The following is a 24,294-nucleotide window of genomic DNA, read 5'->3' as shown; positions in this document are numbered from 1 at the left end:
TAATATTTTTATATTAAACATCTAAATTTTTCACATACTGTGCATTTTCTTCAATAAAATGACGGCGTGGTTCTACTTTATCGCCCATTAACATATCAAATACATGGTCTGCATCAATTGCATCTGTTAGCTCAACTTGAAGCAATGTTCGGTTCTCTGGATCCATCGTAGTTTCCCATAACTGCTCCGCATTCATTTCTCCAAGACCTTTGTAACGCTGTAATCCAGGCTTAGGTGAGTCTGGTAATTCAGCAAGTATTCTTTCAAGCTCTTTATCATCATAAGCATAATGGACGACTTTACCTTGTTGAACTTTATAAAGTGGTGGTTGAGCAATATAGACATAACCATGTTCTATTAACGGTCGCATAAAACGGTAGAAGAACGTTAATAGAAGAGTACGAATATGTGCACCATCCACATCAGCATCCGTCATGATGACAATTTTATGATATCTAGCCTTAGTAATATCAAAGTCATCACCAATACCAGTACCCATTGCAGTAATCATTGAACGAACTTCATTATTTGATAAGATGCGGTCTAAACGAGCTTTTTCAACGTTTAGAATTTTACCACGCAATGGAAGGATTGCTTGGAAGTGTCTGTCTCTTCCTTGCTTAGCAGATCCACCCGCAGAGTCACCCTCAACGATATACAGTTCACTTATGGAAGCATCTTTTGAGGAACAGTCAGCTAACTTACCAGGTAAGCTTGAGATTTCTAAAGCACTTTTCCTTCTAGTTAAGTCACGTGCCTTTTTAGCGGCAGCACGAGCACGAGAGGCCATTAATCCTTTTTCAACAATAATTTTACCGACAGTTGGATTTTCAAATAAAAATTTAGTAAACATCTCACTAAATACAGAGTCCGTAATTGCACGAACTTCACTATTTCCAAGTTTTGTTTTCGTCTGACCTTCAAACTGTGGATCTGGATGTTTTACGGAAACGATAGCTGTAATCCCTTCCCTAACGTCATCACCTGTTAAATTGGATTCATTATCTTTCATCAGATTACTTTTTCGAGCATAGTCATTAATAACACGAGTTAAGCCTGTCTTAAATCCAGACTCATGGGTTCCACCTTCATACGTATGAATATTGTTCGCAAAGGAGTAAATATTACTTGCAAAGCCATCGTTATATTGCAACGATACTTCAACTGCTATACCTTGATCTTCTCCTTCTGCATAGAACGGTTCATGAAGTGTTTCCTTATTGCGATTAATATACTGTACATATTCGCTAATTCCACCCTCATAATAGAAAGTCATCGGCTCCAAATCTGTTGCACGTTTATCTTCAAGGGTTAGTCGAATTCCTTTATTTAAAAATGCTAGTTCCCGAATACGTTGAACTAATGTATCTAAGTCAAATGTTGTTGTCTCGGTAAAGATTTCAGGATCCGGCTTAAAGCGGACTGTCGTACCAGTGCGGTCTGTTTCACCAATAACTTCTAAATCACTAACTTTTTTACCACGTTCAAAAGCAATAAAGTGAATTTTTCCATGTAGATGAACAGATACTTCTAATCTAGTCGATAATGCGTTTACTACTGATGAACCTACACCATGTAATCCACCAGAAACTTTATAACCGCCGCCACCGAACTTTCCGCCGGCATGAAGTACAGTCATAATGACTTCTACTGCTGGTTTTCCTGTTTTCTTTTGAATATCTACTGGGATACCACGTCCATTATCGATAACGGTAATACTATTATCTTCTTCAATAATGACTTGAATATGGTCACAATACCCTGCTAAAGCTTCATCAATACTATTATCAACAATCTCCCACACTAAGTGGTGAAGACCCTTCTCACTAGTTGAACCAATGTACATCCCAGGTCTTTTACGTACTGCCTCTAATCCTTCTAATACTTGAATCTGGTCGGCATTATAGGTCGACTCATCTGTTTTAACGTTTTCTTCCATTGCCATTTTCTCACCCTTATTCTAATTGGATTATTCTAGTTCTAAATCACTTGAATAATCATCTAGTTTACTAATTGTTGAAGTCATACTAGCTCGCTTTTTTAACGTTACTACCGATAATGTACTTGCATACATTTGATCCTTTGTAATCACCAGAGATTTTGCTTCCTCAACAGGCCCAATCACGGTGTCCTTACTGTTATTCATCATCTCTGTCATGATGGTAGATGACGAAACAATATTATAATCAATAATAGAAATGATATCTTTTGATTGAATTACATTTTCATTTCCAATGTGAATAAACAAGATATATTCCCCCACAAAGTTACCATTCTTGACTTTATCTTATAAAAGTACCATTTTGGACTTTAAAAATATCTGCTTTCTGCAATGTTTCATGATGAATTCCATCTACGCTTGTTGTTGATACAAAAGTTTGAACTTTACCTTGAATTGTATTTAGAAGATGAGATTGTCTAAAGTCATCTAATTCACTTAACACATCATCAAGCAGTAGAATTGGATATTCACCGACTTCACTTTGGATCAAGTCAATTTCAGCTAACTTTAATGACAGTGCTGTTGTCCGTTGCTGACCTTGGGATCCATATGTTTGAACGTTTTTTCCATTTACATAAAAAATAATATCATCACGATGTGGGCCAATTAATGTTGTTCCCCGTTCAATTTCTTTCTCTATTATTTGAGTGAATTTTTCCAAATAACTACTTTCTATTTTTTCCTTTGAAGCCGTTTCTAATACTTCAATAGTCGATTGGTATTCTATCTCTAATGTTTCTAGTTCATGGCTAATTCCATAATGGATTGATTTTGCCCATTTTCTTAACAAATCTAGAAAAATAAATCGTCTTTCTAGTAGGGTGCCAGCATGTTCAACAAGTTGTTCCGTCAACACATGTAGCATCGTCCGATCTGTATTTCTATTTTTCTGCATTTGCTTTAATAGGTGATTACGTTGCTTCAATACCTTTTGAAATTGCCCAAGATGATAAATATAACGAGGTTGAATTTGACCAAGCTCCATGTCAATAAATCTTCGTCTTGTTTGTGGAGGACCTTTTACTAAGGTTAAATCTTCAGGGGCAAACATAACGACATTTAAATTACCGATATAATCACTTAGCCTCTTTTGTTCTAAATGATTTAATTTTGCTTTTTTTCCCTTTGCTGAAATAATAATTTCCAGCGGTATCGACTGGTTTCGTTTTTTAATCCTACCCTCTATTTTAGCATAATCTTTGTCCCAACGGATTAATTCTTTTTCCTTAGACGTTCGATGAGACTTTGTAAATGCCAAAAGATAGATTGCTTCCATCAAGTTTGTTTTTCCCTGAGCATTTTCACCGATAATGACATTTACTTTATTATCAAATGAAATATCCATTTTCTGGTAATTTCTGTAATTTGTTAACGTTAATTCTTCAATATGCATGTCAATTCCTCATTTAGGAACTAATCTTTTTTTACAACGATAAAAGATCCAGCTCCTTCAATTTCAACAACATCATTAGGATATAGTTTTCTACCGCGGCGATGTTCTAACTCCCCATTAACTACTGCACCTACATCTTGTAGGTATGCTTTTACCATTCCACCTGATTCCAATATATTCGTCAGTTTAACAAATTGGCCAAGTGTAATATATTCCGTGTTAATTTCTATTTGAGTCTGCATTTGTATCACCATTTTCTAATTGATAATAAATTAATAACGCTATTTACTATTTTACTAAAGTTTTTGTGTAAAGGGAAGGTTAGACCCCTAGAAAGAGGATAAAACAGTCTGTATAGGGCTAAAAATGCGTTTTTCGTGGATAAAAAAAGACTTTTAACCATCAGACAGATGATAAAAGTCCCTTTTGTTAACTTTAATAATTTATTTTACTTGAAAAGTTTAATATTAACTATTACCCACTGAGCACATGGCCAGAAGTTGTTAAAAATAGATTAATACGTTCTCACTGGTAAAATTAGTTGTAGCATGCTTGGGTCATTGACTGGGCGGATGATAAATGGTCTCATTGCACCAGTAAAATCAACCTTTACTTCGTCAACATCCATCACTTTAAGGGCGTCTAACATATATTTTGAACTAAAGGAAATCTTTAATTCTTCTCCCTCGATTGAAACAACGTTTAGTTCTTCAGATACTCTTCCAACCTCAGGTGAGTTACTTGTAATTTCCAGTACATTATTGTTGAGTGTGGATAACTTAACCACATTATTTCTTTCTTCCCTTGCAAGTAAAGAAGCACGATCAATACTACTGATTAACTCTTTTGTTTTCACGTGTAAAACAGTTTTACTTTGTTCAGGAATTAAACGAGATGTTTCTGGGTAATTTCCGTCCAGAATACGAGATAAAAAGTATAAATGCTTTGTTCTAAACAGGATTTGGTTGTTTGTAACGCTTATCTCAACTGTTTCTTCTGTATCATCTAGAATTTTATTTAATTCATTTAGGCTTTTACCAGGGACAACAATACTTTGTATTTGAACATTACTAGAGTTCACTGGTACTTCTCGTGATGCAAGTCGATGACTATCTGTTGCAGTAAATTTCAATTGATCATCAACGAGTGAAATGTTCACCCCAGTTAAAATTGGTCTAGTTTCCATTGTTGAAACAGCAAATACAGTTTGTTTGATTAAGCTTTTAAGGATATCTGTTGGAATTTCAAAGCTATCATCTGTTTGTAATTTAGGTAACTGTGGATATTCTTCTGCATCTTGTCCATTAAGATTAAATTCCGCTTTTCCTGAACGGATAGTTACTTTTAGATTTTCGTCAACTGTAATTTCAACATGTTGCTCAGGTAATTTTCTTACGATATCCGGGAAATATTTTGCATGTAGAACAATGCTACCTTCTTCAATATTTTCTACATTCACGATTCCATCTTCTTCAGCGGGTATATAAGATTCAATGGATATATCAGAATCACTTCCGGTTAATGTAATTCCATGATGTTTTGCTTCAATTTTCATACCTGTAAGAATTGGAATTGTTGTTCTTGAAGAAATAGCTTTCATAACGTCTTGTACACTATTAATTAATTGATCACGTAGAATTGTAAATTTCATAAAAAAAGTCCTCCAATGGAAGTTCTATATATTTATTATTTTTTATAAAAATATAGTAATAATAGTAATAAGGGCTGTGATTATGTGGATAACCGAGTTGAGCCTTAGATGAATATAGTTATCCACATGTGTATAAAATGTTTGTAAGTTTGTACCTATTATCCACGATATTAACATGTGGATTTCTATTAAAGGGATTTTAACTGTTGTGTAATATCATCAATTTCTCGTGCTAATGAAGAATCTTTTTCAATTAGCTTAGAAATTTTTTCATGTGCATGGATAACAGTAGTATGATCTCGTCCACCAAATTCCTCACCAATCTTCGGTAAAGAAAGATCGGTTAGTTCCCTAGATAAATACATCGCTATTTGACGAGGAAATGCTATTGATTTGGTACGTTTTTTCGCTAGGAAGTCTTCCTTCTTCAAATTGTATTTCTCTCCGACAACTTCCATAATGCCAGGAATTGATATTACGCGAGGCTTATTATTTGGAATAATGTCTTTTAAAGCATCTGCTGCGAGTGCGGCATCAATATCTTGGTTTACTAATGAAGAATACGCAACGACGCGAATTAACGCGCCTTCTAATTCACGAATGTTTGTATCAATTTGATTAGCAATGTAAAGCATGACTTCATTCGGAATATCTAGACCTTCTGCTTTTGCCTTTTTAGATAGAATTGCAATTCTTGTTTCAAGATCAGGTGGAGTAATATCCGTAATTAAACCCCATTCAAATCTTGAACGCAGTCGATCTTCAAGCGTAGGAATTTCTTTAGGTGGCCGGTCACTAGAGATAATAATTTGCTTATTTTCCTCATGGAGTGCATTAAATGTATGGAAAAATTCCTCCTGAGTAGATTCCTTTCCTGCAATGAATTGGATATCGTCAATTAAAAGGACATCGACATTTCGATATCTATTGCGGAAATTAGTTGTTTTATTCTCCATAATTGCATCAATAAACTCGTTAGTAAATTTTTCAGAAGAAATGTAAACAACTTTAGCATTTTTGTTATGTTCTAATACGTAATGTCCTATCGCATGCATTAAGTGAGTTTTTCCCAAACCAACTCCCCCGTAAATAAATAGCGGGTTATATGCTTTTGCTGGTGCTTCTGCGACGGCTAGTGAAGCTGCGTGAGCAAACCGATTCCCGGATCCAATAACAAACGTATCAAACGTATATTTTGGATTTAACATTGTTTTTCCATCATGTACATCTGAAATTGGTTGTTTTGGTCTAGGTTTAGGCTTAATTTCTTCTTCAATGATTGTATCGGGAACGGTAAGTTTAAGGTTTAATTTAGCTCCAGTGACTTCATGTAACACCTTTTGAATGAGTTGAGAATATTGCTCTTCAAGCCAATCTCTTGCAAATTCATTAGGAGCAGAAATAGTAAGAGTATTTCCCTCTAAAGCATCAGCCTTAGTATCTTTTAGCCATGTATCAAAACTAGGTTTACTAATTTTTTCTTCAATTTTTTCCAATGTAGCTTGCCATAATTCATGGATATTTTCCAATTCATTCCCCCCTTTCAGCTAACAGAATGAAGTTAGCAAATAAAAAGAATAAAAAACCTTCCATATCTTTTTGAATAATTTTGTTTATTTAATCATAAAGATGGAAAGGTAGATTCTATTATTTTTAAGACTTTGTTAGAAAAGTTGTTAAAAACAGTTGTGGATAATTTATATTATATAGTATAAGTATTAGATAGAGTTATTCGCAGAATTAAATTATTTGTGGATAATAGTTTAAACAGGGTGTGAATGAATGTCCACAGGATATCCACAAAATGTGTATAACTTTTATACTGAAAATACTTATTAACATGATAAAACATAAATATGATATCAAAAAAAACCTATATATGCAATGGTTTTTCGACACTTATCCACAATATCCATCTATTGTAGACAATTTATATTCACAGTACTATATTTTGTGATTAACCTGTCGACAACTATTGTGGATATAAAAATGTGAGTGAAAAAATGATAAACAGATGTTGTGGATAATATAAATGAGTTAAAAATATGCTATTTTGTTTTAGCTTCTCGAGAATTATGTTGATTATGTATTTCTTTTGAATCGGATCTATTAGATGAATAAGAAATTATAATTAGAAAATGATGAAGAAGAGATTTTAGTAAGTATTTTTTTAAACGAAGTTGACGATGAAAAAAATTTTCTGTATAATGACAAAGACTGTCTAAGGATTTGATTATTTCAGTTGGCAGATATATAAAAAAATCCATCTGCATAAATCCGGTCTTTGGTATTTGCCATAGGCACGGTTTTTCTAAAAATAGATCCCTCGGGGAGGTGCAACATAAATGAAAAGAACATTTCAACCAAATAACCGTAAACGTAAAAAAGTACATGGCTTTCGTGCGCGCATGAGCACTAAAAATGGTCGTAAAGTTTTAGCTCGTCGTCGTCGTAAAGGAAGAAAAGTATTATCTGCTTAGGCCACTGAAATTGTCAGTGGTCTTTTTTGCGTAAGAAAATGGTTATGGATTAATTATTTATATAGAATAAACTTCAAAGCAGTGGTTCAAAATGGTAAAGACCCATTGCTTTTTGTTTACATATAAGAAAATGCCGGATGTGTTAGGTGATGAACAATGAAAAAAGAATTTCGTGTCAAGGACAATAAAGATTTCCAATTAGTCTTTAAAAAAGGGAAGTCCTTTGCGAATCGTCAGTTGGTAATCTATTATTTAAAGAAAGAAAATCAAGAACATTTTCGAGTTGGCTTATCAGTTGGGAAGAAAATTGGTAATGCTGTTGTTCGAAATAGAATTAAGCGGTATCTTCGTCAAGCATTTCATGAATTAGGAGATCGAATTCCACCTAATTACGATATAATTATTATTGCTAGGCAGCCAACAAAAGATATGGGGTTCTTTGAAGTAAAAAAAAGCTTAACACATTTATTGTCGAAGGAAAGACTACTGAAAAGGTAAATTAAAGTTTAATTAAGAATAGAATATATGGCTTGTTTATTGTAATATATAGGATAGATAGGATTGCTATAATAAATAATAGAATATGAAAGTAATTCTTTTTTTTTGACTAGTTAGGAGGAGCAGATGTTGCGTAAGAAGTTACTGTTTATAGGAATACTAATTGGATTGGTCGTTTTCCTATCCGGTTGTACCGAAATAAATGAACCAATCACACCTGAAAGTGAAGGGATATGGAATACTTATTTTGTTTATCCATTATCATGGTTAATAATTTATTTTGCTGATTTATTTAATGAGAACTTTGGTTTAGCGATTATTTTAGTAACGGTAATTATTCGTACTGCTTTATTACCACTAAATATTAAGCAACTAAGAAGTTCAAAAGCGATGCAAGATATTCAACCAGAATTAAAGGAATTGCAAGCAAAATATAGCTCCAAAGATGCAAACACTCAGCAGAAACTACAACAAGAAACAATGGCATTATTCCAAAAACATGGAGTTAATCCGTTAGCTGGATGTTTACCAATCTTTATTCAAATGCCAATTTTATTAGGTATCTACCATGCAATTATGCGTACCGAAGCGATTGATGGACATACTTTCCTTTGGTTCCCATTAGACGAGAAAGATATGATCCTTCCGTTTATTGCAGGTATTACAACTTGGTTACAGCAAAAGTTAATGATGGCAGGAAGTCCTGCTGCAAATAACCCACAAATGACAGTAATGCTGTACATGATGCCAATTATGATTACCGTATTTGCATTTATGTTCCCAGCTGCACTTGCTCTTTATTGGGTAATTGGTAACTTATTTATGATTGCACAAACCATTTTCATTCGTAAACCAATGATGAAGGATACGAATACTGGGGGAGACAAAAAGTGAGAGAAGTAACTGCTACTGGACAAACAGTTGATGAAGCGGTCCAATCAGCATTAGAGCAGTTAAACACATCTAGGGACCAAGTAGAAATTGATATTATCGATGAAGGTAAAAAAGGTATTCTTGGTGTATTTGGTGCGAAACGTGCTATTGTCAAAGTTCGTTTAGCAAAAAACCCAGTTCAAGAAGCGGAAAAGTATATTCTTAATGTTATAAAGAATATGAATATAGAAGTGGACATTAAAACCACAGTAAAAGATAATCACGTGACCTATGAATTAAGTGGTGACAAAATTGCTTTATTAATTGGGAAACGGGGTCAGACACTAAATGCTTTACAATATCTAATTCATCTAGTAGTAAATAAAGAGGGCAACAAGTACTTTACTGTAACACTAGATGCAGAAGGCTATCGTGAGCGACGTAGAGAAACACTTGAGACATTAGCACTTCGCATGGCAGACAAGGCTAAACGCTTTAATAAAAAAGTTGCACTAGAGCCAATGCCAGCATATGAAAGAAAAATTATTCATAGTGTACTACAAGATAAAAATGATGTATCAACTTATTCCGATGGTGTGGAGCCACATCGTCATGTCGTTATTAAACCTTAATTTATAAGATCTCTGGATTCAAATCCAGAGATCTTTTTTTGTCTTGATTTGAGATTGTTTGATGTTGACCAGACTATTAGAAGAGAATGAAGTTAAAAAGGGTAACAGAGCTATTTTTTATTAAGAATATAGGGCAATGAAGGTTATAGACGGTTTTCGAAGCTATTCTTGGCTTTATTATTGTTGAAATCAACTTGATAGTAATTTTCAAAGCTGATTTTCCCAATAAAATGTGAGAAGTGTTACTTTCACGCTAGGAGCAAATCTATCGATCATATAGGTATGTTTTATGGCTGTTGTCTCATACTAATTAACAACGTTTTTATTAAAAGGAGAAGGCCAAGTGGAATCATATAACGGAATCGTATTTCAAGGAGATATAGAACAGAATAGCTTTTATTTAACAATGGTCAAAAATATTACTACGGCATCTTCTTTAACGAAAGATCAATTAGTGAAAATGATTTCGTACTTAGAGGAACAACATGATTCTTGTTATATTACCGTCAATGACCAAATACCGATTTTATTAGAGGACGCGGACAGGAGCAATCTACTTAATGACCTGGAAGAGATCCTACAACAATTACAAGGCAAACAATAAGAAAGGATGAAGAGACTTGAGTAAAGATAAAAATAAATTTTCCAATTCAAAAGAAGTAGCTGAAAAAAATTATGATGCTGCAGGTTATCAGAGTAGTAACCAAGCAGAAAAAGGAATGGCAATTACCCACGAGCAAGCTACTGATGCTTATACGGAAGGTACAGTCGACGCAAAAATCGATCAATTAGATGAACAAGGAGAATTGAAAACTCATCAAGGTGAAGATATTAATAAATATTAAGTGAAATAAGGCTACAGTTTTGGAGGAAACTCTGAATGTAGTCTTTAATTTTTATATAACTTACTACTTAATATTCTTTCAACCATAGATACAGAGTTACTTAAGTTTGGATAGAATTTGTAAGCGAATTACTTAATTCTGAGGAATTATATATGAAATGATAGAAAAAACTTCAATTGTGCTTAGCAGGATTGAAGTTTTTTTATTCCATTTTTCTTTTTAAATGCATATATGTTGTGTATAACTAATAAAGTTTCCTTCATCTAACTTATCCACATGTGAGTAATTCCCAAAAATAGATTATTTTTTGTTGTGGATAAGTTTATTTTTGAATGAGATTGTGTTATTCTATTAAGTTAGTGACGGTAAAATTAGTTGCTAACATGTTAATAAAAATATACAGGTTGATGTTTATATATAAAAATCTAAAAAAATGTAGTGGAGGTGAAGGATAATGTTTGAGACAGATACGATTACGGCGATTTCTACTCCGATAGGTGAGGGAGCAATTTCAATAGTTAGATTGAGTGGGCCAGATGCGATAGAGATTACGTCAAAGATATATAAAGGGAAAGATTTGCATGAGGTAGATTCGCATACGATTCATTATGGTAAGATTATTGATCCAGAAACGAATGATGTAGCGGAAGAAGTAATGGTAACGATAATGAGAGGACCAAAAACCTTCACAAGGGAAGATGTAGTAGAAATAAATTGTCATGGTGGATTAGTGTCAGTAAAACGTGTGTTAGAAATTGTATTAAGTCAAGGAGCACGACTAGCAGAACCAGGTGAATTTACGAAGCGCGCATTTCTAAATGGAAGAATCGATTTATCCCAAGCGGAAGCAGTTATGGACTTAATTCGTGCAAAGACAGATAAAGCAATGAATATCGCTTTAAAGCAAATGGATGGTCGTTTATCTTCTTTAATAAAAAGATATAGACAATCATTACTAGAGACAGTTGCCCATGTGGAGGTCAATATTGATTATCCAGAATATGATGATGTAGAAGAAATGTCCCATGAAATGATGAAAGAGAAAACGAAGGAAGTACATGCAGAAATCGAGGAACTTCTACGTGTTGCAAAACAAGGTAAAATCCTTCGTGAAGGAATTGCAACTGCAATTATTGGACGTCCAAATGTAGGGAAATCTTCTTTATTAAATGCTTTAGTACAAGAAAATAAAGCGATTGTTACTGATATTCCAGGAACAACTCGAGATATTATTGAAGAATATGTAAATGTAAGAGGAATCCCATTACGTTTAATTGATACGGCTGGTATTCGAGAAACAGAAGATATTGTTGAGAGAATTGGTGTAGAACGCTCACGTCAAGCGTTAAAAGAAGCGGATCTTATATTATTTGTTTTAAATTATAATGAGGAACTTTCAGAAGAAGATTTAAGACTTTTTGAAGTGATAAAAGGCCTTGAATATATTGTCATCATTAATAAAACCGATTTAACCCAAAAATTAGATATTGAAAAAGTTAAAGAATTAGTGGAAGATAAAAGAATCGTCTCAACTTCTTTATTAAAAGAAGAGGGCATTGATGAATTAGAATCAGCAATAGCTGACTCCTTCTTTGCTGGAGAAATTGATTCTGGTGATTTAACTTATGTATCTAATGCTAGACATATTCAGCTATTAAGACAGGCAATGCAAGCATTAGAAGACGCTATGGCATCATTAGAAATGGGGATGCCATTAGACATTGTTCAAATTGATGTTACACGAACATGGGAATTTCTAGGCGAAATCATAGGCGACACAGCAAGCGACAGCCTAATCGACCAACTATTCTCCCAGTTCTGTTTAGGGAAGTAAGCTGTTTTGCCATGTCCGCGGTCCGAATACACTTCGCTTTCCGCGGGCGGCTGTTGAGCCTCCTCGTGCTTACGCACTGCGGGGTCTCACCTATGCCTATCCTCCCGCTGGAGTCTCCGTGTATTCGGACCGCTCAGAGGAAAAACAAAAGAACTAATAATTATAAATAACTTATTTAATATGACGAAAGGATGAACAGTTTATGGTATATAATGCAGGGCATTACGGAACGATTGTCGTAGGTGCGGGTCATGCAGGTGTAGAAGCTGGTCTTGCTGCTGCAAGAATGGGTGTTAAAACATTAATGCTAAGCCTAAACCTAGACATGATCGCTTTTATGCCATGTAATCCATCAATTGGTGGACCTGCAAAAGGTATTGTGGTTCGTGAAATCGATGCCTTAGGTGGGGAAATGGCAAAGACAATTGACAAAGCTTATATTCAAATGCGTATGCTAAACACAGGTAAAGGCCCTGCGGTTCAAGCATTACGTGCACAAGCGGATAAGCCAGTTTATATTAAGGAAATGAAAAACACACTTGAAAATCAAGAAAACCTTACATTACGTCAAGGAATGGTAGATTCAATAATCGTAGAAGATGGTGTATGTAAGGGGGTTATTACTGAAACAGGTGCTGCTTACTTTGCGGATACAGTTATCATTACAACGGGGACATTTATGCGCGGAAAAGTATTAATGGGGGATCTAGAGTATGAAAGTGGTCCAAATAACCAACGTGTTTCCATCAAGCTTTCCGAAAATCTTGAAGAGCTTGGAATTGAGTTAGTTCGCTTTAAAACAGGTACACCACCACGTGTCAATAGTCATACAATTGATTATTCAAAAACGGAAATTCAACCTGGTGATGATAAGCCACAAGGTTTCTCTTATGAAACAACGAAATTTGTAACGGATCAAATTCCTTGTTGGTTAACATATACAAACGAATTCACTCATCAAATTATTAATAATAATTTAGGACTATCTGCTATGTATTCTGGTGCAAAAAGAGGAACTGGTCCTCGTTATTGTCCTTCAATTGAGGATAAAATTGTCCGATTCCATGATAAACCTCGACACCAAGTATTTTTAGAGCCAGAAGGTAGAGACACAGAAGAAGTGTATGTTCAAGGACTTTCAACGTCATTACCTGAATCAGTTCAACATGAAATTGTTCGTTCTGTACCTGGATTAGAGAATGCTGAAATTATGAGACCAGGATATGCAATTGAATATGATGCAGTAGTTCCAACACAACTTTGGCCAACATTAGAATTAAAAAATATTCCTGGATTATTTACTGCTGGTCAAATTAACGGTACTTCTGGTTATGAAGAGGCTGCTGCACAAGGAATTATGGCTGGTATAAATGCTGCAGCGAAAGTGCTTGGCAAGGAACCTGTAATTCTAGACCGTTCTCAAGCTTATATTGGTGTATTAATTGATGATTTAGTAACTAAAGGAACAAAAGAACCTTACCGACTATTAACATCACGTGCGGAATACCGTCTATTATTACGTCATGATAATGCGGATCTTCGTTTGACTGATATCGGCTATCAATTAGGTTTAATTTCCGAAGAACGTTATAAGAGATTTGAATTGAAAAAGAAATTGGTAGAAGAAGAAAAGAATCGTCTTCGTAAAGTAACAATAAAACCAACTCCGGACGTGCAAGCAATGCTTGAAGGAGCAAATGCCACTCCATTAAAAGAGCCAATGAAGGCATATGATCTGTTGAAACGTCCAGAATTAAATTACGACTTAATTGATTCGGTTATCGAATCAAATGATGAGATTTCTGCTGATGTGAAAGAGCAAGTTGAAATACAAATTAAGTATGAGGGTTATATAAAGAAAGCTAATGAGCAAGTTCAACGTATGTTAAAAATGGAAGAAAAGAAAATTCCAGATGATATAGATTACAATGCAATTAGCGGCCTTGCTACAGAAGCAAGACAAAAGCTAGAAGAAGTTCGACCATTATCTGTAGGTCAAGCATCACGTATTTCTGGTGTGAATCCAGCAGATATATCCATTCTTTTGGTCTATATTGAGCATGGAAAAATTGCAAAAGTAGCTAATTAATTGCTATGATACAAGGGTCAGATTCTTTTTTGGATCTGACCCTATTTATACATATGGATAAAGGAGTTAATGAGATGAATCCAACTCAATTTGCAGCTGAGTTAAAAAAACAAGGTATTGCCTTGAATGAAAGACAGTTAGAGCAATTCCATATTTACTTTAAAACATTAGTAGAGTGGAATGAAAAAATAAATTTAACAGCATTAACAGAAGAAGAAGATGTATATTTAAAACACTTTTATGACTCAATTTCTGCAGCATTTTATTATGATTTTACAAAAGAAGTACATATTTGTGATGTTGGTGCAGGGGCTGGTTTCCCGAGTATACCGTTAAAAATTTGTTTTCCACACTTAAAAGTTACCATCGTGGATTCATTACAGAAACGAATTGGCTTCCTCAATCAGTTAGCAAGCGAACTAGAATTAACAGACGTTGCATTTTATCACGATAGAGCAGAAACATTCGGTAAGAATAGTAAGTTTCGCGAGTCATTTGATATTGTTATGGCACGTGCCGTTGCAAGAATGTCTGTTTTAAGCGAATTATGTTTACCTCTTGTTAAGAAGCAGGGCGTGTTTATAGCAATGAAGGGTGCACAAGCAGAAGATGAGCTGGAGGTGGGTAAAACTGCTATCCAAGTTTTAGGAGGAGAAATAGAGTCAAACTATTCTTTTTCTCTACCAGTGGAAAATAGTGAACGGTCCATTGTTATTATTACTAAGAAGAGACAAACACCTAAAAAGTACCCAAGAAAGCCAGGGACTCCTAATAAAGAGCCAATTGAATAAATAACATAGTAGAAAAAGTCTAAAAAGAACAGGAAATCGTCGTATTTCCTGTTCTTTTGTCGAATCCATCATTCTCGCATGTCCAAGTGACTCGGATTGTGGTAAAATAGGCTTAACGCAAATTTTATGATAAAATATAGTAGAGAATAATATGTTTTCTACATAATAAAACATAAAATGTTTCACGTGAAACATTTTAATATATAGAGAGAAATCTAGATTAATTGGATTTAATTCTATTAATCTATCTTCTTATTATGATAAAGGTGGTGTCTGTTGGTGGTAAGTCCATTTAACCGACTTTTTGGTATTGGAGAAAAGGATAGCAGTGTAAATAAGGAAGAAACCTATCATCCAGATGAAGTCATACAAATACCGGTCAACCAAATTGCGCCGAATAGGTATCAACCAAGAACTGTATTTAATGAAGAAAAGATAGAAGAGCTTGCGAAAACAATTAACACACATGGTATTATTCAACCTATTGTTGTACGTAAAGTAGAAGACAAACGGTACGAAATCATTGCAGGAGAACGTCGATGGCGCGCTGTTCAAGTCCTTGGATGGGAAACAGTCTCTGCGATTATTCGTGATATGAATGATACTCAAACAGCATCTGTGGCTCTTATTGAAAACTTGCAGCGTGAAGAGCTAACAGTAATTGAGGAAGCAGTTGCTTATGCTAAACTTTTAGAATTGCAAGGTCTAACTCAAGAAGCGCTCGCCCAACGTCTAGGTAAAAATCAATCAACAATAGCAAATAAATTACGTTTATTAAAACTACCAGAACAAGTCCAAGAAGCTTTGTTACAGAAACAAATAACAGAAAGACATGCACGAGCACTTATAAAATTAAAAGATGAAGAGTTACAAATCAAATTATTGCAAGAGATTATTGAACATGAGTTAAATGTGAAGCAGACAGAAGAAAGAATTGAAAATATTAATAGTGCAAAAGAGAAACCGAAACGTAAAAAGCCAAAACTTAAAGGTGTTAATAAAGATATACGTATTGCAATGAATACAATTAGACAATCATTAACTATGGTTGCAGATACGGGAATTGATATTGAATCGGACGAAGAAGATCTAGATGATTATTATCAAATTACAATTAAAATCCCTAAGAAGAAATAATAAATAAATAACATATTGTTACTAAGGCTCATCCCGTACTTATCGTGGAAGCCTTATTTTTTTGAAATTTACTACTCTAGTATGTTTTGAAGGGTAGTATTATATAAAAACTAGTAATTTTATACAAATATACTTCATTTTAATTAAAATTTTACATTTATTACTCTTTCTTTGAAAAAAAGTGATAAAATAGAAAGTATATTGTTTTAGGTAGGTGAAAATATGGGGAAGATCATGTCTATCGCTAACCAAAAAGGTGGCGTTGGAAAAACAACTTCATCAGTTAATCTAAGTGCCTGCTTAGCTTACTTAGGAAACAAAGTATTGTTAGTAGACATAGACCCACAAGGAAATGCAACTAGTGGTGTTGGTATAAATAAAGCTGATATGAATCAATGTGTATATAATGTTCTTGTAGAGGACCTTCCTGCTCAAGAGGTTTGCGTTCCTACTAGTGTGAAAAATCTAGATATTATTCCTGCAACTATTCAGTTAGCAGGAGCAGAAATTGAATTAGTACCAACAATATCAAGAGAGATTCGGTTAAAAAAAGCTTTAGAAGAGGTACGTGATAATTATGATTATATCATCATTGACTGTCCACCTTCTCTTGGGCTTTTAACATTAAACGCTTTAACTGCTTCTGATACGGTATTGATACCAGTTCAATGTGAATATTATGCACTAGAGGGATTAAGTCAATTGTTAAATACAATACGCTTAGTTCAGAAACACTTAAACAAAGAACTAATGATTGAAGGAGTGCTATTGACGATGCTTGATGCGAGGACAAACCTTGGGATTCAAGTTATTGAAGAAGTGAAGAAGTACTTCCAAGATAAAGTCTATAACTCTATTATTCCGCGAAATGTACGATTAGGTGAGGCTCCAAGTCATGGGCAACCAATTATCACATATGATCCAAAATCAAAAGGAGCAGAAGTATATCTTGAATTGGCGAAGGAAGTGATGGCTAATGGCACGAGGGTTGGGTAGAGGTCTTGATGCATTTTTTCCTGAAATCGAAGAAAAAGAAGATGATGTCGTTCAACAAATACCGATTAAGGATTGTAGGCCTAATCCTTATCAACCAAGGAAGACCTTTCATACAGATGCAATTGAAGAATTAAAAGAGTCCATACTAGAATTTGGTATTATTCAACCTTTAATTGTACGAAAAAGTATTAAAGGCTTTGAAATAGTTGTTGGTGAAAGGCGTTTTCGCGCGGCAAAAGAAGCGGGTCTTACTGAAGTTCCAGCGGTAGTTAAAGAACTTACTGATGAAAAGATGATGGAATTAGCGTTGCTCGAAAACCTTCAACGTGAAGATTTAACTCCAATTGAAGAGGGTCAAGCTTATGCGAACTTAATGAAAGAGCTAAACATCACTCAAGAAGAGTTATCAAAGCGTTTAGGTAAGAGTCGTTCGCATATAGCAAATATGGTACGACTTCTTGGTTTGCCAGATCAAGTAGTAGCGTATATTAATAATGGTGAGCTATCAATGGGACATGGACGTGCTTTACTTGGGCTAAAGGATAAAGAAAAGTTAATACCTTTAGTTAATAAAATACGAAACGAAAAGCTAAACGTAAGACAAGTTGAGAAATTGATTATTACACTAAATGAACGCCCTATAAAAAAGAAAGTAAGCCCTAAAAAGGATATCTTTCTACAGGAAAGGGAATCGGTTCTAAGAGATAGACTTGGTACAGCAGTTTCTATTCAACGTGGAAAAAGGAAAGGTAAGATAGAAATAGAATTCTATAATGATGATGATCTAGATCGCATTATTGAAGTATTAGAAGGCTAATAAATTAGTGTGAATTGAACGGATTAAAGAGATCGGCTCTTTAGTCCGTTTTTTTATTTATCTTATGGACAGACGTAGTATTTACATAGTATTATTAGATAATATTTAAAATGTTTCACGTGAAACATTTTAACAAAGACTAGTTTAGTTGAGAAGAGAGAAGGTATAGCATGGCACTGTTAGGTACTTTAGTTAATGGTGGGTTAATTATTATTGGAAGTATACTAGGATTATTATTCACAAAAATCCCAAAACGATATAAAGAAACGGTTATGAATGGAATAGGACTAGCTGTTATTTTAATCGGTCTACAAATGGCATTTTCGACGGAGTTAATTATTGTTGTCTTACTTAGTTTGCTTTCAGGAGCCCTTATAGGAGAGTTCTTAAATATAGAAGAAAAGCTAAATGACTTTGGTAATTGGATAGGAAGTAAATTTGTTTCTAATAGAGACGAAAGTACGATTTCCCAAGGGTTTGTAACTGCTTCGCTCATCTTTATTGTCGGAGCTATGGCGATTATAGGTGCATTAGATAGTGGCTTACGGGGTGATCATGAAATACTTATTACAAAAGGAATATTGGATGGGTTTGTTGCACTTGTATTAACAACTACTTTAGGGTTTGGTGTTGCTTTATCAGTTGTTCCCGTTTTACTTTATCAAGGTTCTATAGCACTACTTGCAACCCAAATCGAACAGTGGATTCCAGATGCATTTCTGAATGGTGTTATTGTTGAATTAACGGCTGTTGGTGGATTATTAATTGTAGCGATTGGTCTAAATATGTTGAAGGTTGTCCAAATTCGAATAGGTAATCTATTACCCTCTATTGTTACAGTTGGGATTGTCTACTATCTCTATCAACTAATATAGTAGATTCCACATTTATGAGAAGCATATAAAAGGGATTAAATAAAATTAATCCCGTCAAATTAAATATATAGTCTAAATCGGTTTTCTCCTAACTTTTGGTGAGACAACTGCTGGAGCTACAAAACTAGCTGAAAGTTGCTTATCTATTGTTTCTAATAGGTCAGCAATTTTTTTTGCCATTTCAACAACAATTGATAGTCTAGTATTTTGAAGAACAGAATACTCCATAAAGCCACTTATATTTACCACCCCGGTAATATGAATGTCACCAATAGAAGGAAGTGGCTTGTTTAATGCAGCACCTGGCTTTAGTGCACCTTCGCAAGCAATAATTTGACCCACAGAACTAGTCTTTCCTAAGCATGCATCTATCGCAATGATAAACGCATTTTTATGTTGCTTATTAATTAAGTGAATGTTCTCTTCCAAATTTGTTGCATGGACAGGGTCGCTTAACGTTCCATATACGGTCATATGTTTTAATTTCTTCTCTTGTAAGTAGGACCCAGTTAATGGTCCTAGTGCATCCCCAGTTGAACGATCAGTTCCTACGCAAACTACTACATATTCTTTGGGTGATGTTGGAAACCAAGAAAGAACTTGTTCTCCCATCATTTCAGCAAGTGATGAATCTGTGTGTAACATCCTAATCATATTATTTTTTTGAGTTAAACGACTCTTTAGATTCATAGGTTCTCCTCCGCATACATATTGTTATTAGTATACGGATTTCCTTTCACTTTTATACGTCAAGTTTTGCTTTTGAAAATTGTTTTTAATAGAAAACAATGAAATACTTAGATGGAGGAGAATGTATGTTAAGAGCGGGTTTTAAATGGATGTTTCTCATAATAGGGACAACTATTGGAGCAGGATATGCTTCCGGAAGAGAGTTATGGGAATTTTTTGGGCATGGAAGTGGACTAGCCATCGTATTATTTACGATATTTTTTATTATGTCCTGTTATGTAATAATGCTCATTAGTTATAAGCGTTCATCAACAGAATATAGTCCAGTATTAAGAGAAATTGTAGGGAAAAGATTGTCTCTTGTTTACGATGTAATGATATTTTTCTATTTGTATACAACTACAGTCGTAATGATGTCTGGTAGTGGAGCAACCGGACAAGCCTTTAATTTACCATATTGGTGGGGTGTTTTGTTTATTGCAATAATGCTAATCATACTCTTTTTAAGAGATATTAGAGGACTACTATCGATCAATCAATTTATTTTACCCGTGTTAATTCTAGGCCTATTATATGTTTTACTAGTGTTTATTTTTAATGAAGACTTACGGTTATTTTCTCATTGGCATGAACAACAAAATTGGGCATCCGCCTTTCCTTTTACTGCACTTAATATTCTCCCGTTAATTGCAGTTCTTGGAGCAGTAGGAGATAAAATAAGTTCAAAAAAAGAGATTTGGGTAGCCAGTGTTGGGAGTGGAGTCATCTTAGGAGTGCTTACCTATATTTATAATAGTAGTTTGATTCAAATTGCAGAGGAAATATTAGTATATGAAATTCCATTGTTTGCAATCTTAGTTGATTTTCCATTTCATATGGTCATACTAATGGGAATCTTATTATGGTTTGCTATATATACGACTGCAGCATCAGGAATCTTAGGTTTAACAACAAGAATTGCTAGTTATTTTAATTTACCTTTTTGGTTGCTAGTCACTATAATTTTAGCTACAATGATACCATTAACAACAGTTGGTTTTTCAACACTAGTAGGTGTACTATACCCACTTTATGGCTTATTAAATTTATATGTGTTAACTAGAATATTATTGTTTCCAATTTGGTATAAGCCTAGTAATTTAAAAAGTTAAGGGAGAGGTGGTATACATTGCAGATAAAGAATACGAATTAAATGATATAGTTCAAATGAAAAAACCCCATCCATGTGGAGAAAATCGCTGGAAAATTATTCGTATGGGGATGGATATTCGAATTAAATGTATGGGTTGTGATCATAGTGTCATGATACCAAGAAGAGAATTCACGAAAAAGCTAAAAAAGGTATTGGAAAAAACTTCCAACTAAATAATTTCTTGGACGAATATCCTATAAAATGGTAATATTATTATATAGATAGATAGAAAAACATAAAAATAATAGGGTAAAAACACAAAAATAGGCTTCAACATGAGGCCTATTTTTGTGTTTTACTAGCTTGTATTTTTCAATACCTAAACCTATAATTGAACTATCGAACGCGTTCTATTGAATGGAATCCTTAAGGAGTGGAAATGAATGGCTTTAACAGCAGGAATTGTCGGACTTCCGAATGTTGGAAAATCTACACTATTTAATGCAATTACACAAGCAGGTGCAGAGGCAGCGAATTACCCCTTTGCAACGATTGACCCTAACGTAGGAATGGTGGAAGTACCTGACGAACGCTTAAATAAATTAACGGAATTAGTTAAACCAAAAAAAACAGTCCCAACTACATTTGAGTTTACAGATATTGCTGGAATTGTTAAGGGTGCTAGTAAGGGGGAAGGACTAGGTAATCAATTCTTGTCCCATATTCGTCAAGTAGATGCAATTTGCCAAGTAGTGCGTTGTTTTGTTGATGAGAATATCACTCATGTTTCAGGAAAAGTTGATCCAATTGATGATATTGAAATTATTAACTTAGAGCTTATTTTAGCGGACTTAGAAACCGTTAATAAACGATATCAGCGGGTAGAGAAACTTGCTCGTCAAAAAGACAAAGACGCGCTTGTTGAATTTGATGTGCTTTCTAAAATAAAAACTGGTTTAGAAGAAGAAAAGCCGGTTCGAGCTTTAGAATTTACAGAAGAACAACAAAAAATAGTAAAAGGTCTACATCTTCTAACAAGTAAGCCAATGTTATATGTAGCAAATGTTGGTGAAGATGAGGTTGCTAATCCAGATGATAACCCCAATGTACAAAAAGTAAAGGACTATGCAGCAAATGAAGGTGCAGAAGTTATTATTATTTGTGCAAGAATTGAAGAAGAAATTTCTGAATTGGATCAAGATGAAAAAGAAATGTTCTTAGAGGAGTTAGGTATTACAGAATCTGGTCTTGATAAATTAATTAAAGCTTCTTATAACTTATTAGGACTAGCTACGTACTTCACTGCGGGGGAACAAGAAGTACGCGCGTGGACGTTCCGAAAAGGAATAAAAGCACCACAAGCTGCGGGAATTATTCATACTGATTTTGAACGAGGTTTTATCCGTGCTGAAACAGTTTCCTATGATGATCTATTAGAAGCTGGCTCAATGACGCATGCTCGTGAAAAAGGGAAAGTACGATTAGAAGGAAAAGAATACATTGTCCAAGATGGAGATGTTATTCACTTCCGCTTTAATGTATAAGGCAGTGTTATAAAGAAACTGTATAAACGTAAAAAGGATCTCTCGAAGACTTGTTATTTCATATAAACTTTGTTATAATACACTATTGTGAGTAATGAAATTATGTTACTCCTTGCTCTTATTGGAGAATTTAACATCTCTAGATAAGGGCCGCTAAGACCAAAAGGAGGTGTAACGGATGAGAAAATATGAAATCATGTATATCATCCGCCCAGACATGGAAGAGGACGCTCAAAAAGCGTTAATCGAACGTTTTAATGGTATCCTTACTGATAATGGAGCGGAGATTGAAAATGTTAAAGAAGTAGGCAAAAAACGCCTAGCATATGAAATCAACGATTACCGTGATGGATATTATGTTTTAATTAACTTCTCTGGCGATGAAAAATCAGTTAATGAATTTGATCGTTTAGCTAAGTTCTCAGAAGACATTATTCGTCACATTGTAGTTCGAGAAGATGTTTAATAATAAGGAGTGGTTCTGATGTTAAATCGTGTCGTGCTTGTCGGCAGGTTAACGAAAGATCCTGATTTACGTTATACGCCAAATGGAGTTGCAGTTGCGAACTTTACAGTAGCCGTTAATCGTCCTTTCTCTAACCAACAAGGTAATAGAGAAGCTGACTTCATTAATTGTGTAATCTGGAGAAGACCTGCAGAAACTCTAGCGAACTACATGAAAAAAGGTAGCTTGATCGGTGTAGATGGACGAATTCAAACTCGTTCTTTCGAAGGTCAGGATGGAAAAATGGTTTATATAACCGAAGTGGTAGCTGATAGTGTACAATTCTTAGAATCTAAAGGATCATCTCAAGGTCGTGGAGGACAAGACTCTTATTCACCATCACCAGGATTCCAACAAAATCAGAACCAAAACCAAAATCAAAATCGTAATCAGAACCAGAATCAATTTAATGACAACCCATTTAGTGATAATGGGGAACCTATTGATATCTCTGATGACGACTTACCATTCTAAATTAATGAACTTGAAATAAATAAACAATAAAAGGGAGGGTTATAAATGGCAGCAGCTCGTCGTGGACGCGGTGGTAAACGCCGTAAAGTGTGTTATTTTACAGCGCACGGTATTACACACATCGACTATAAAGATGTTGATCTTCTAAAACGTTTCATTTCAGAACGTGGAAAAATTCTTCCTCGTCGTGTAACTGGAACTTCAGCGAAATATCAACGTAAACTTACAATTGCAATTAAACGTGCTCGTCAAATGGCTTTATTACCATATGTTGGTGAGTAATATTAAAAGACTATCTCTTTAAGAAAGGGATAGTCTTTTTAATTTCTTGTTTTAATCAATAAACTTCTTATTTACTTCTTCTTTTTGGATAAATAGAAATAATCCTTATCAAAAGTGCACTTGAAAAAAATGCAGAAAGCAGTAAATAAGTATCATTAACTTGAAATAATAATGCAACAACCGTATAAATAATAAACGGAATAGTTGTTGTGTAGGCAATCATCTTCCATATTATTTGTAATTTCAACTTTCTTTGCATAACTTTTGCAATCCAAGTAAACAGGTAAGCAACGAAAGTAATTAATAGAAAAACAATAATAGTTAATGGTAAATAATTAAAGATAAAGAAGTAAATTAATTTGAATACGATGTTCATATCTGAACCAAGTCCACTACTTCTTGTTAATTGGTTGATTAAAGATGGAATAGATATGATAAAGAGCATAAAGAACATGTAGAATACAGTTATGTCCATTGGGATACGATTTAACTTAAATACTGCGTTTTTTGTTGGGAGTTGTACACTATATAAAAATGTCTGCCAAAATATCATCTGCTTTTCAATCCTTTAATTATGTCTTACTTTATATTATAATAGAACCTATCAGATAAAGCTTGAACAATCACGTACAATTTCTTCTCTTTCTATTAAGGAGCCCTCATTTCTTCTTCCAGGATTCTCTCGTTTCTAATACCATAAACAAAAACAAACATGTTATCATATTACAATAAACATTTTCTTAACTATGAGGTG

General features: G+C 34.3%; 27 protein-coding genes. 19 read left to right on the top strand and 8 right to left on the bottom strand.

The window, feature by feature from the left end; genetic code table 11:
* Positions 1–13: 13 nt before the first annotated feature.
* From gyrB to dnaA, 6 genes are all read right to left on the bottom strand, one after another.
* On the bottom strand, positions 14–1,945 hold the full coding sequence (gene gyrB / locus IEV35_RS06460; protein ID WP_188383861.1) for a DNA topoisomerase (ATP-hydrolyzing) subunit B: 1,932 nt from the start codon (positions 1,943–1,945) through the stop codon (positions 14–16).
* 24 nt (positions 1,946–1,969) lie between these two features.
* Entirely contained in the window at positions 1,970–2,248 is a 279-nt protein-coding gene (remB, locus tag IEV35_RS06455) for an extracellular matrix regulator RemB (RefSeq protein WP_188383860.1), read from the bottom strand.
* A gap of 34 nt (positions 2,249–2,282) precedes the next feature.
* On the bottom strand, positions 2,283–3,395 hold the full coding sequence (gene recF, locus IEV35_RS06450; RefSeq protein ID WP_188383859.1) for a DNA replication/repair protein RecF: 1,113 nt from the start codon (positions 3,393–3,395) through the stop codon (positions 2,283–2,285).
* Positions 3,396–3,415: 20 nt separating this feature from the next.
* The gene (gene yaaA / locus IEV35_RS06445) at positions 3,416–3,637 is read right to left on the bottom strand and encodes a S4 domain-containing protein YaaA (RefSeq protein WP_188383858.1); all 222 of its coding nucleotides are present in this window, start codon (positions 3,635–3,637) and stop codon (positions 3,416–3,418) included.
* 272 nt (positions 3,638–3,909) lie between these two features.
* Positions 3,910–5,046 (bottom strand): DNA polymerase III subunit beta, encoded by a 1,137-nt coding sequence (dnaN, locus tag IEV35_RS06440; RefSeq protein WP_188383857.1) that lies wholly within the window; start codon positions 5,044–5,046, stop codon positions 3,910–3,912.
* 188 nt (positions 5,047–5,234) lie between these two features.
* Positions 5,235–6,575: a chromosomal replication initiator protein DnaA gene (gene dnaA / locus IEV35_RS06435; RefSeq protein WP_188383856.1), complete on the bottom strand. Its 1,341-nt coding sequence runs from the start codon at positions 6,573–6,575 to the stop codon at positions 5,235–5,237.
* A gap of 816 nt (positions 6,576–7,391) precedes the next feature.
* On the opposite strand from dnaA, the gene rpmH reads away from it, so the two are divergent.
* The 13 genes from rpmH (at position 7,392) to IEV35_RS06370 (ending at position 18,913) form a co-directional block, all read left to right on the top strand.
* The gene (gene rpmH / locus IEV35_RS06430; RefSeq protein ID WP_010094630.1) at positions 7,392–7,526 is read left to right on the top strand and encodes a 50S ribosomal protein L34; all 135 of its coding nucleotides are present in this window, start codon (positions 7,392–7,394) and stop codon (positions 7,524–7,526) included.
* A gap of 156 nt (positions 7,527–7,682) precedes the next feature.
* The gene (rnpA, locus tag IEV35_RS06425) at positions 7,683–8,024 is read left to right on the top strand and encodes a ribonuclease P protein component (protein WP_188383855.1); all 342 of its coding nucleotides are present in this window, start codon (positions 7,683–7,685) and stop codon (positions 8,022–8,024) included.
* 126 nt (positions 8,025–8,150) lie between these two features.
* Positions 8,151–8,918 carry a YidC family membrane integrase SpoIIIJ gene (gene spoIIIJ, locus IEV35_RS06420; protein ID WP_188383854.1) on the top strand — a complete coding sequence of 256 codons (768 nt, stop codon included), beginning with the start codon at positions 8,151–8,153 and terminating at the stop codon, positions 8,916–8,918.
* On the top strand, positions 8,915–9,529 hold the full coding sequence (gene jag / locus IEV35_RS06415; protein WP_188383853.1) for an RNA-binding cell elongation regulator Jag/EloR: 615 nt from the start codon (positions 8,915–8,917) through the stop codon (positions 9,527–9,529). The genes spoIIIJ and jag overlap by 4 nt, the downstream gene beginning before the upstream one ends.
* Positions 9,530–9,872: 343 nt before the next feature.
* Entirely contained in the window at positions 9,873–10,133 is a 261-nt protein-coding gene (locus IEV35_RS06410; protein ID WP_188383852.1) for a hypothetical protein, read from the top strand.
* A 16-nt stretch (positions 10,134–10,149) separates the two neighbouring features.
* Positions 10,150–10,374, top strand: coding sequence for a YozQ family protein (locus IEV35_RS06405; RefSeq protein ID WP_188383851.1), 225 nt, complete (start codon positions 10,150–10,152; stop codon positions 10,372–10,374).
* Positions 10,375–10,828: 454 nt separating this feature from the next.
* Complete coding sequence (gene mnmE / locus IEV35_RS06400; RefSeq protein WP_188383850.1) at positions 10,829–12,208, top strand: tRNA uridine-5-carboxymethylaminomethyl(34) synthesis GTPase MnmE; 1,380 nt, start codon at positions 10,829–10,831, stop codon at positions 12,206–12,208.
* A gap of 202 nt (positions 12,209–12,410) precedes the next feature.
* Positions 12,411–14,297 (top strand): tRNA uridine-5-carboxymethylaminomethyl(34) synthesis enzyme MnmG, encoded by a 1,887-nt coding sequence (gene mnmG, locus IEV35_RS06395; protein ID WP_188383849.1) that lies wholly within the window; start codon positions 12,411–12,413, stop codon positions 14,295–14,297.
* A 74-nt stretch (positions 14,298–14,371) separates the two neighbouring features.
* Complete coding sequence (rsmG, locus tag IEV35_RS06390; RefSeq protein WP_188383943.1) at positions 14,372–15,088, top strand: 16S rRNA (guanine(527)-N(7))-methyltransferase RsmG; 717 nt, start codon at positions 14,372–14,374, stop codon at positions 15,086–15,088.
* 279 nt (positions 15,089–15,367) lie between these two features.
* A complete protein-coding gene (noc, locus tag IEV35_RS06385; protein ID WP_188383848.1) occupies positions 15,368–16,225 on the top strand; it encodes a nucleoid occlusion protein in 858 nt (285 codons plus the stop codon).
* A 222-nt stretch (positions 16,226–16,447) separates the two neighbouring features.
* Positions 16,448–17,221 carry a ParA family protein gene (locus IEV35_RS06380; RefSeq protein WP_188383847.1) on the top strand — a complete coding sequence of 258 codons (774 nt, stop codon included), beginning with the start codon at positions 16,448–16,450 and terminating at the stop codon, positions 17,219–17,221.
* The gene (locus IEV35_RS06375; protein ID WP_188383846.1) at positions 17,202–18,038 is read left to right on the top strand and encodes a ParB/RepB/Spo0J family partition protein; all 837 of its coding nucleotides are present in this window, start codon (positions 17,202–17,204) and stop codon (positions 18,036–18,038) included. The genes IEV35_RS06380 and IEV35_RS06375 overlap by 20 nt, the downstream gene beginning before the upstream one ends.
* Before the next feature lie 170 nt (positions 18,039–18,208).
* On the top strand, positions 18,209–18,913 hold the full coding sequence (locus IEV35_RS06370; RefSeq protein WP_188383845.1) for a DUF554 domain-containing protein: 705 nt from the start codon (positions 18,209–18,211) through the stop codon (positions 18,911–18,913).
* A gap of 72 nt (positions 18,914–18,985) precedes the next feature.
* Here IEV35_RS06370 and yyaC read toward each other — a convergent pair whose 3' ends face one another.
* A complete protein-coding gene (gene yyaC / locus IEV35_RS06365) occupies positions 18,986–19,603 on the bottom strand; it encodes a spore protease YyaC (protein WP_188383844.1) in 618 nt (205 codons plus the stop codon).
* Positions 19,604–19,728: 125 nt separating this feature from the next.
* On the opposite strand from yyaC, the gene IEV35_RS06360 reads away from it, so the two are divergent.
* From IEV35_RS06360 to rpsR, 6 genes are all read left to right on the top strand, one after another.
* A complete protein-coding gene (locus tag IEV35_RS06360) occupies positions 19,729–20,754 on the top strand; it encodes a YkvI family membrane protein (RefSeq protein ID WP_188383843.1) in 1,026 nt (341 codons plus the stop codon).
* 16 nt (positions 20,755–20,770) lie between these two features.
* A complete protein-coding gene (locus IEV35_RS06355; RefSeq protein WP_188383942.1) occupies positions 20,771–20,968 on the top strand; it encodes a DUF951 domain-containing protein in 198 nt (65 codons plus the stop codon).
* Positions 20,969–21,178: 210 nt separating this feature from the next.
* On the top strand, positions 21,179–22,279 hold the full coding sequence (gene ychF, locus IEV35_RS06350; RefSeq protein ID WP_188383842.1) for a redox-regulated ATPase YchF: 1,101 nt from the start codon (positions 21,179–21,181) through the stop codon (positions 22,277–22,279).
* A 178-nt stretch (positions 22,280–22,457) separates the two neighbouring features.
* Entirely contained in the window at positions 22,458–22,745 is a 288-nt protein-coding gene (gene rpsF, locus IEV35_RS06345; RefSeq protein ID WP_188383841.1) for a 30S ribosomal protein S6, read from the top strand.
* A gap of 18 nt (positions 22,746–22,763) precedes the next feature.
* On the top strand, positions 22,764–23,258 hold the full coding sequence (ssb, locus tag IEV35_RS06340) for a single-stranded DNA-binding protein (RefSeq protein ID WP_188383840.1): 495 nt from the start codon (positions 22,764–22,766) through the stop codon (positions 23,256–23,258).
* Between the two features lie 45 nt (positions 23,259–23,303).
* Complete coding sequence (gene rpsR, locus IEV35_RS06335; protein ID WP_188383839.1) at positions 23,304–23,540, top strand: 30S ribosomal protein S18; 237 nt, start codon at positions 23,304–23,306, stop codon at positions 23,538–23,540.
* 67 nt (positions 23,541–23,607) lie between these two features.
* On the opposite strand, the gene IEV35_RS06330 is transcribed toward rpsR, so the two are convergent.
* Positions 23,608–24,093 (bottom strand): hypothetical protein, encoded by a 486-nt coding sequence (locus IEV35_RS06330; RefSeq protein WP_188383838.1) that lies wholly within the window; start codon positions 24,091–24,093, stop codon positions 23,608–23,610.
* Between the last annotated feature and the right edge of the window lie 201 nt (positions 24,094–24,294).

It is taken from the genome of Ornithinibacillus halotolerans, from assembly GCF_014637405.1.
In the GTDB taxonomy this organism is placed as follows: Bacteria; Bacillota; Bacilli; order Bacillales; family Amphibacillaceae; genus Ornithinibacillus; species Ornithinibacillus halotolerans.
The sequence above is the reverse complement of the archived record's forward strand: the minus strand, read 5'-3'. Positions and strand labels throughout refer to the sequence as shown.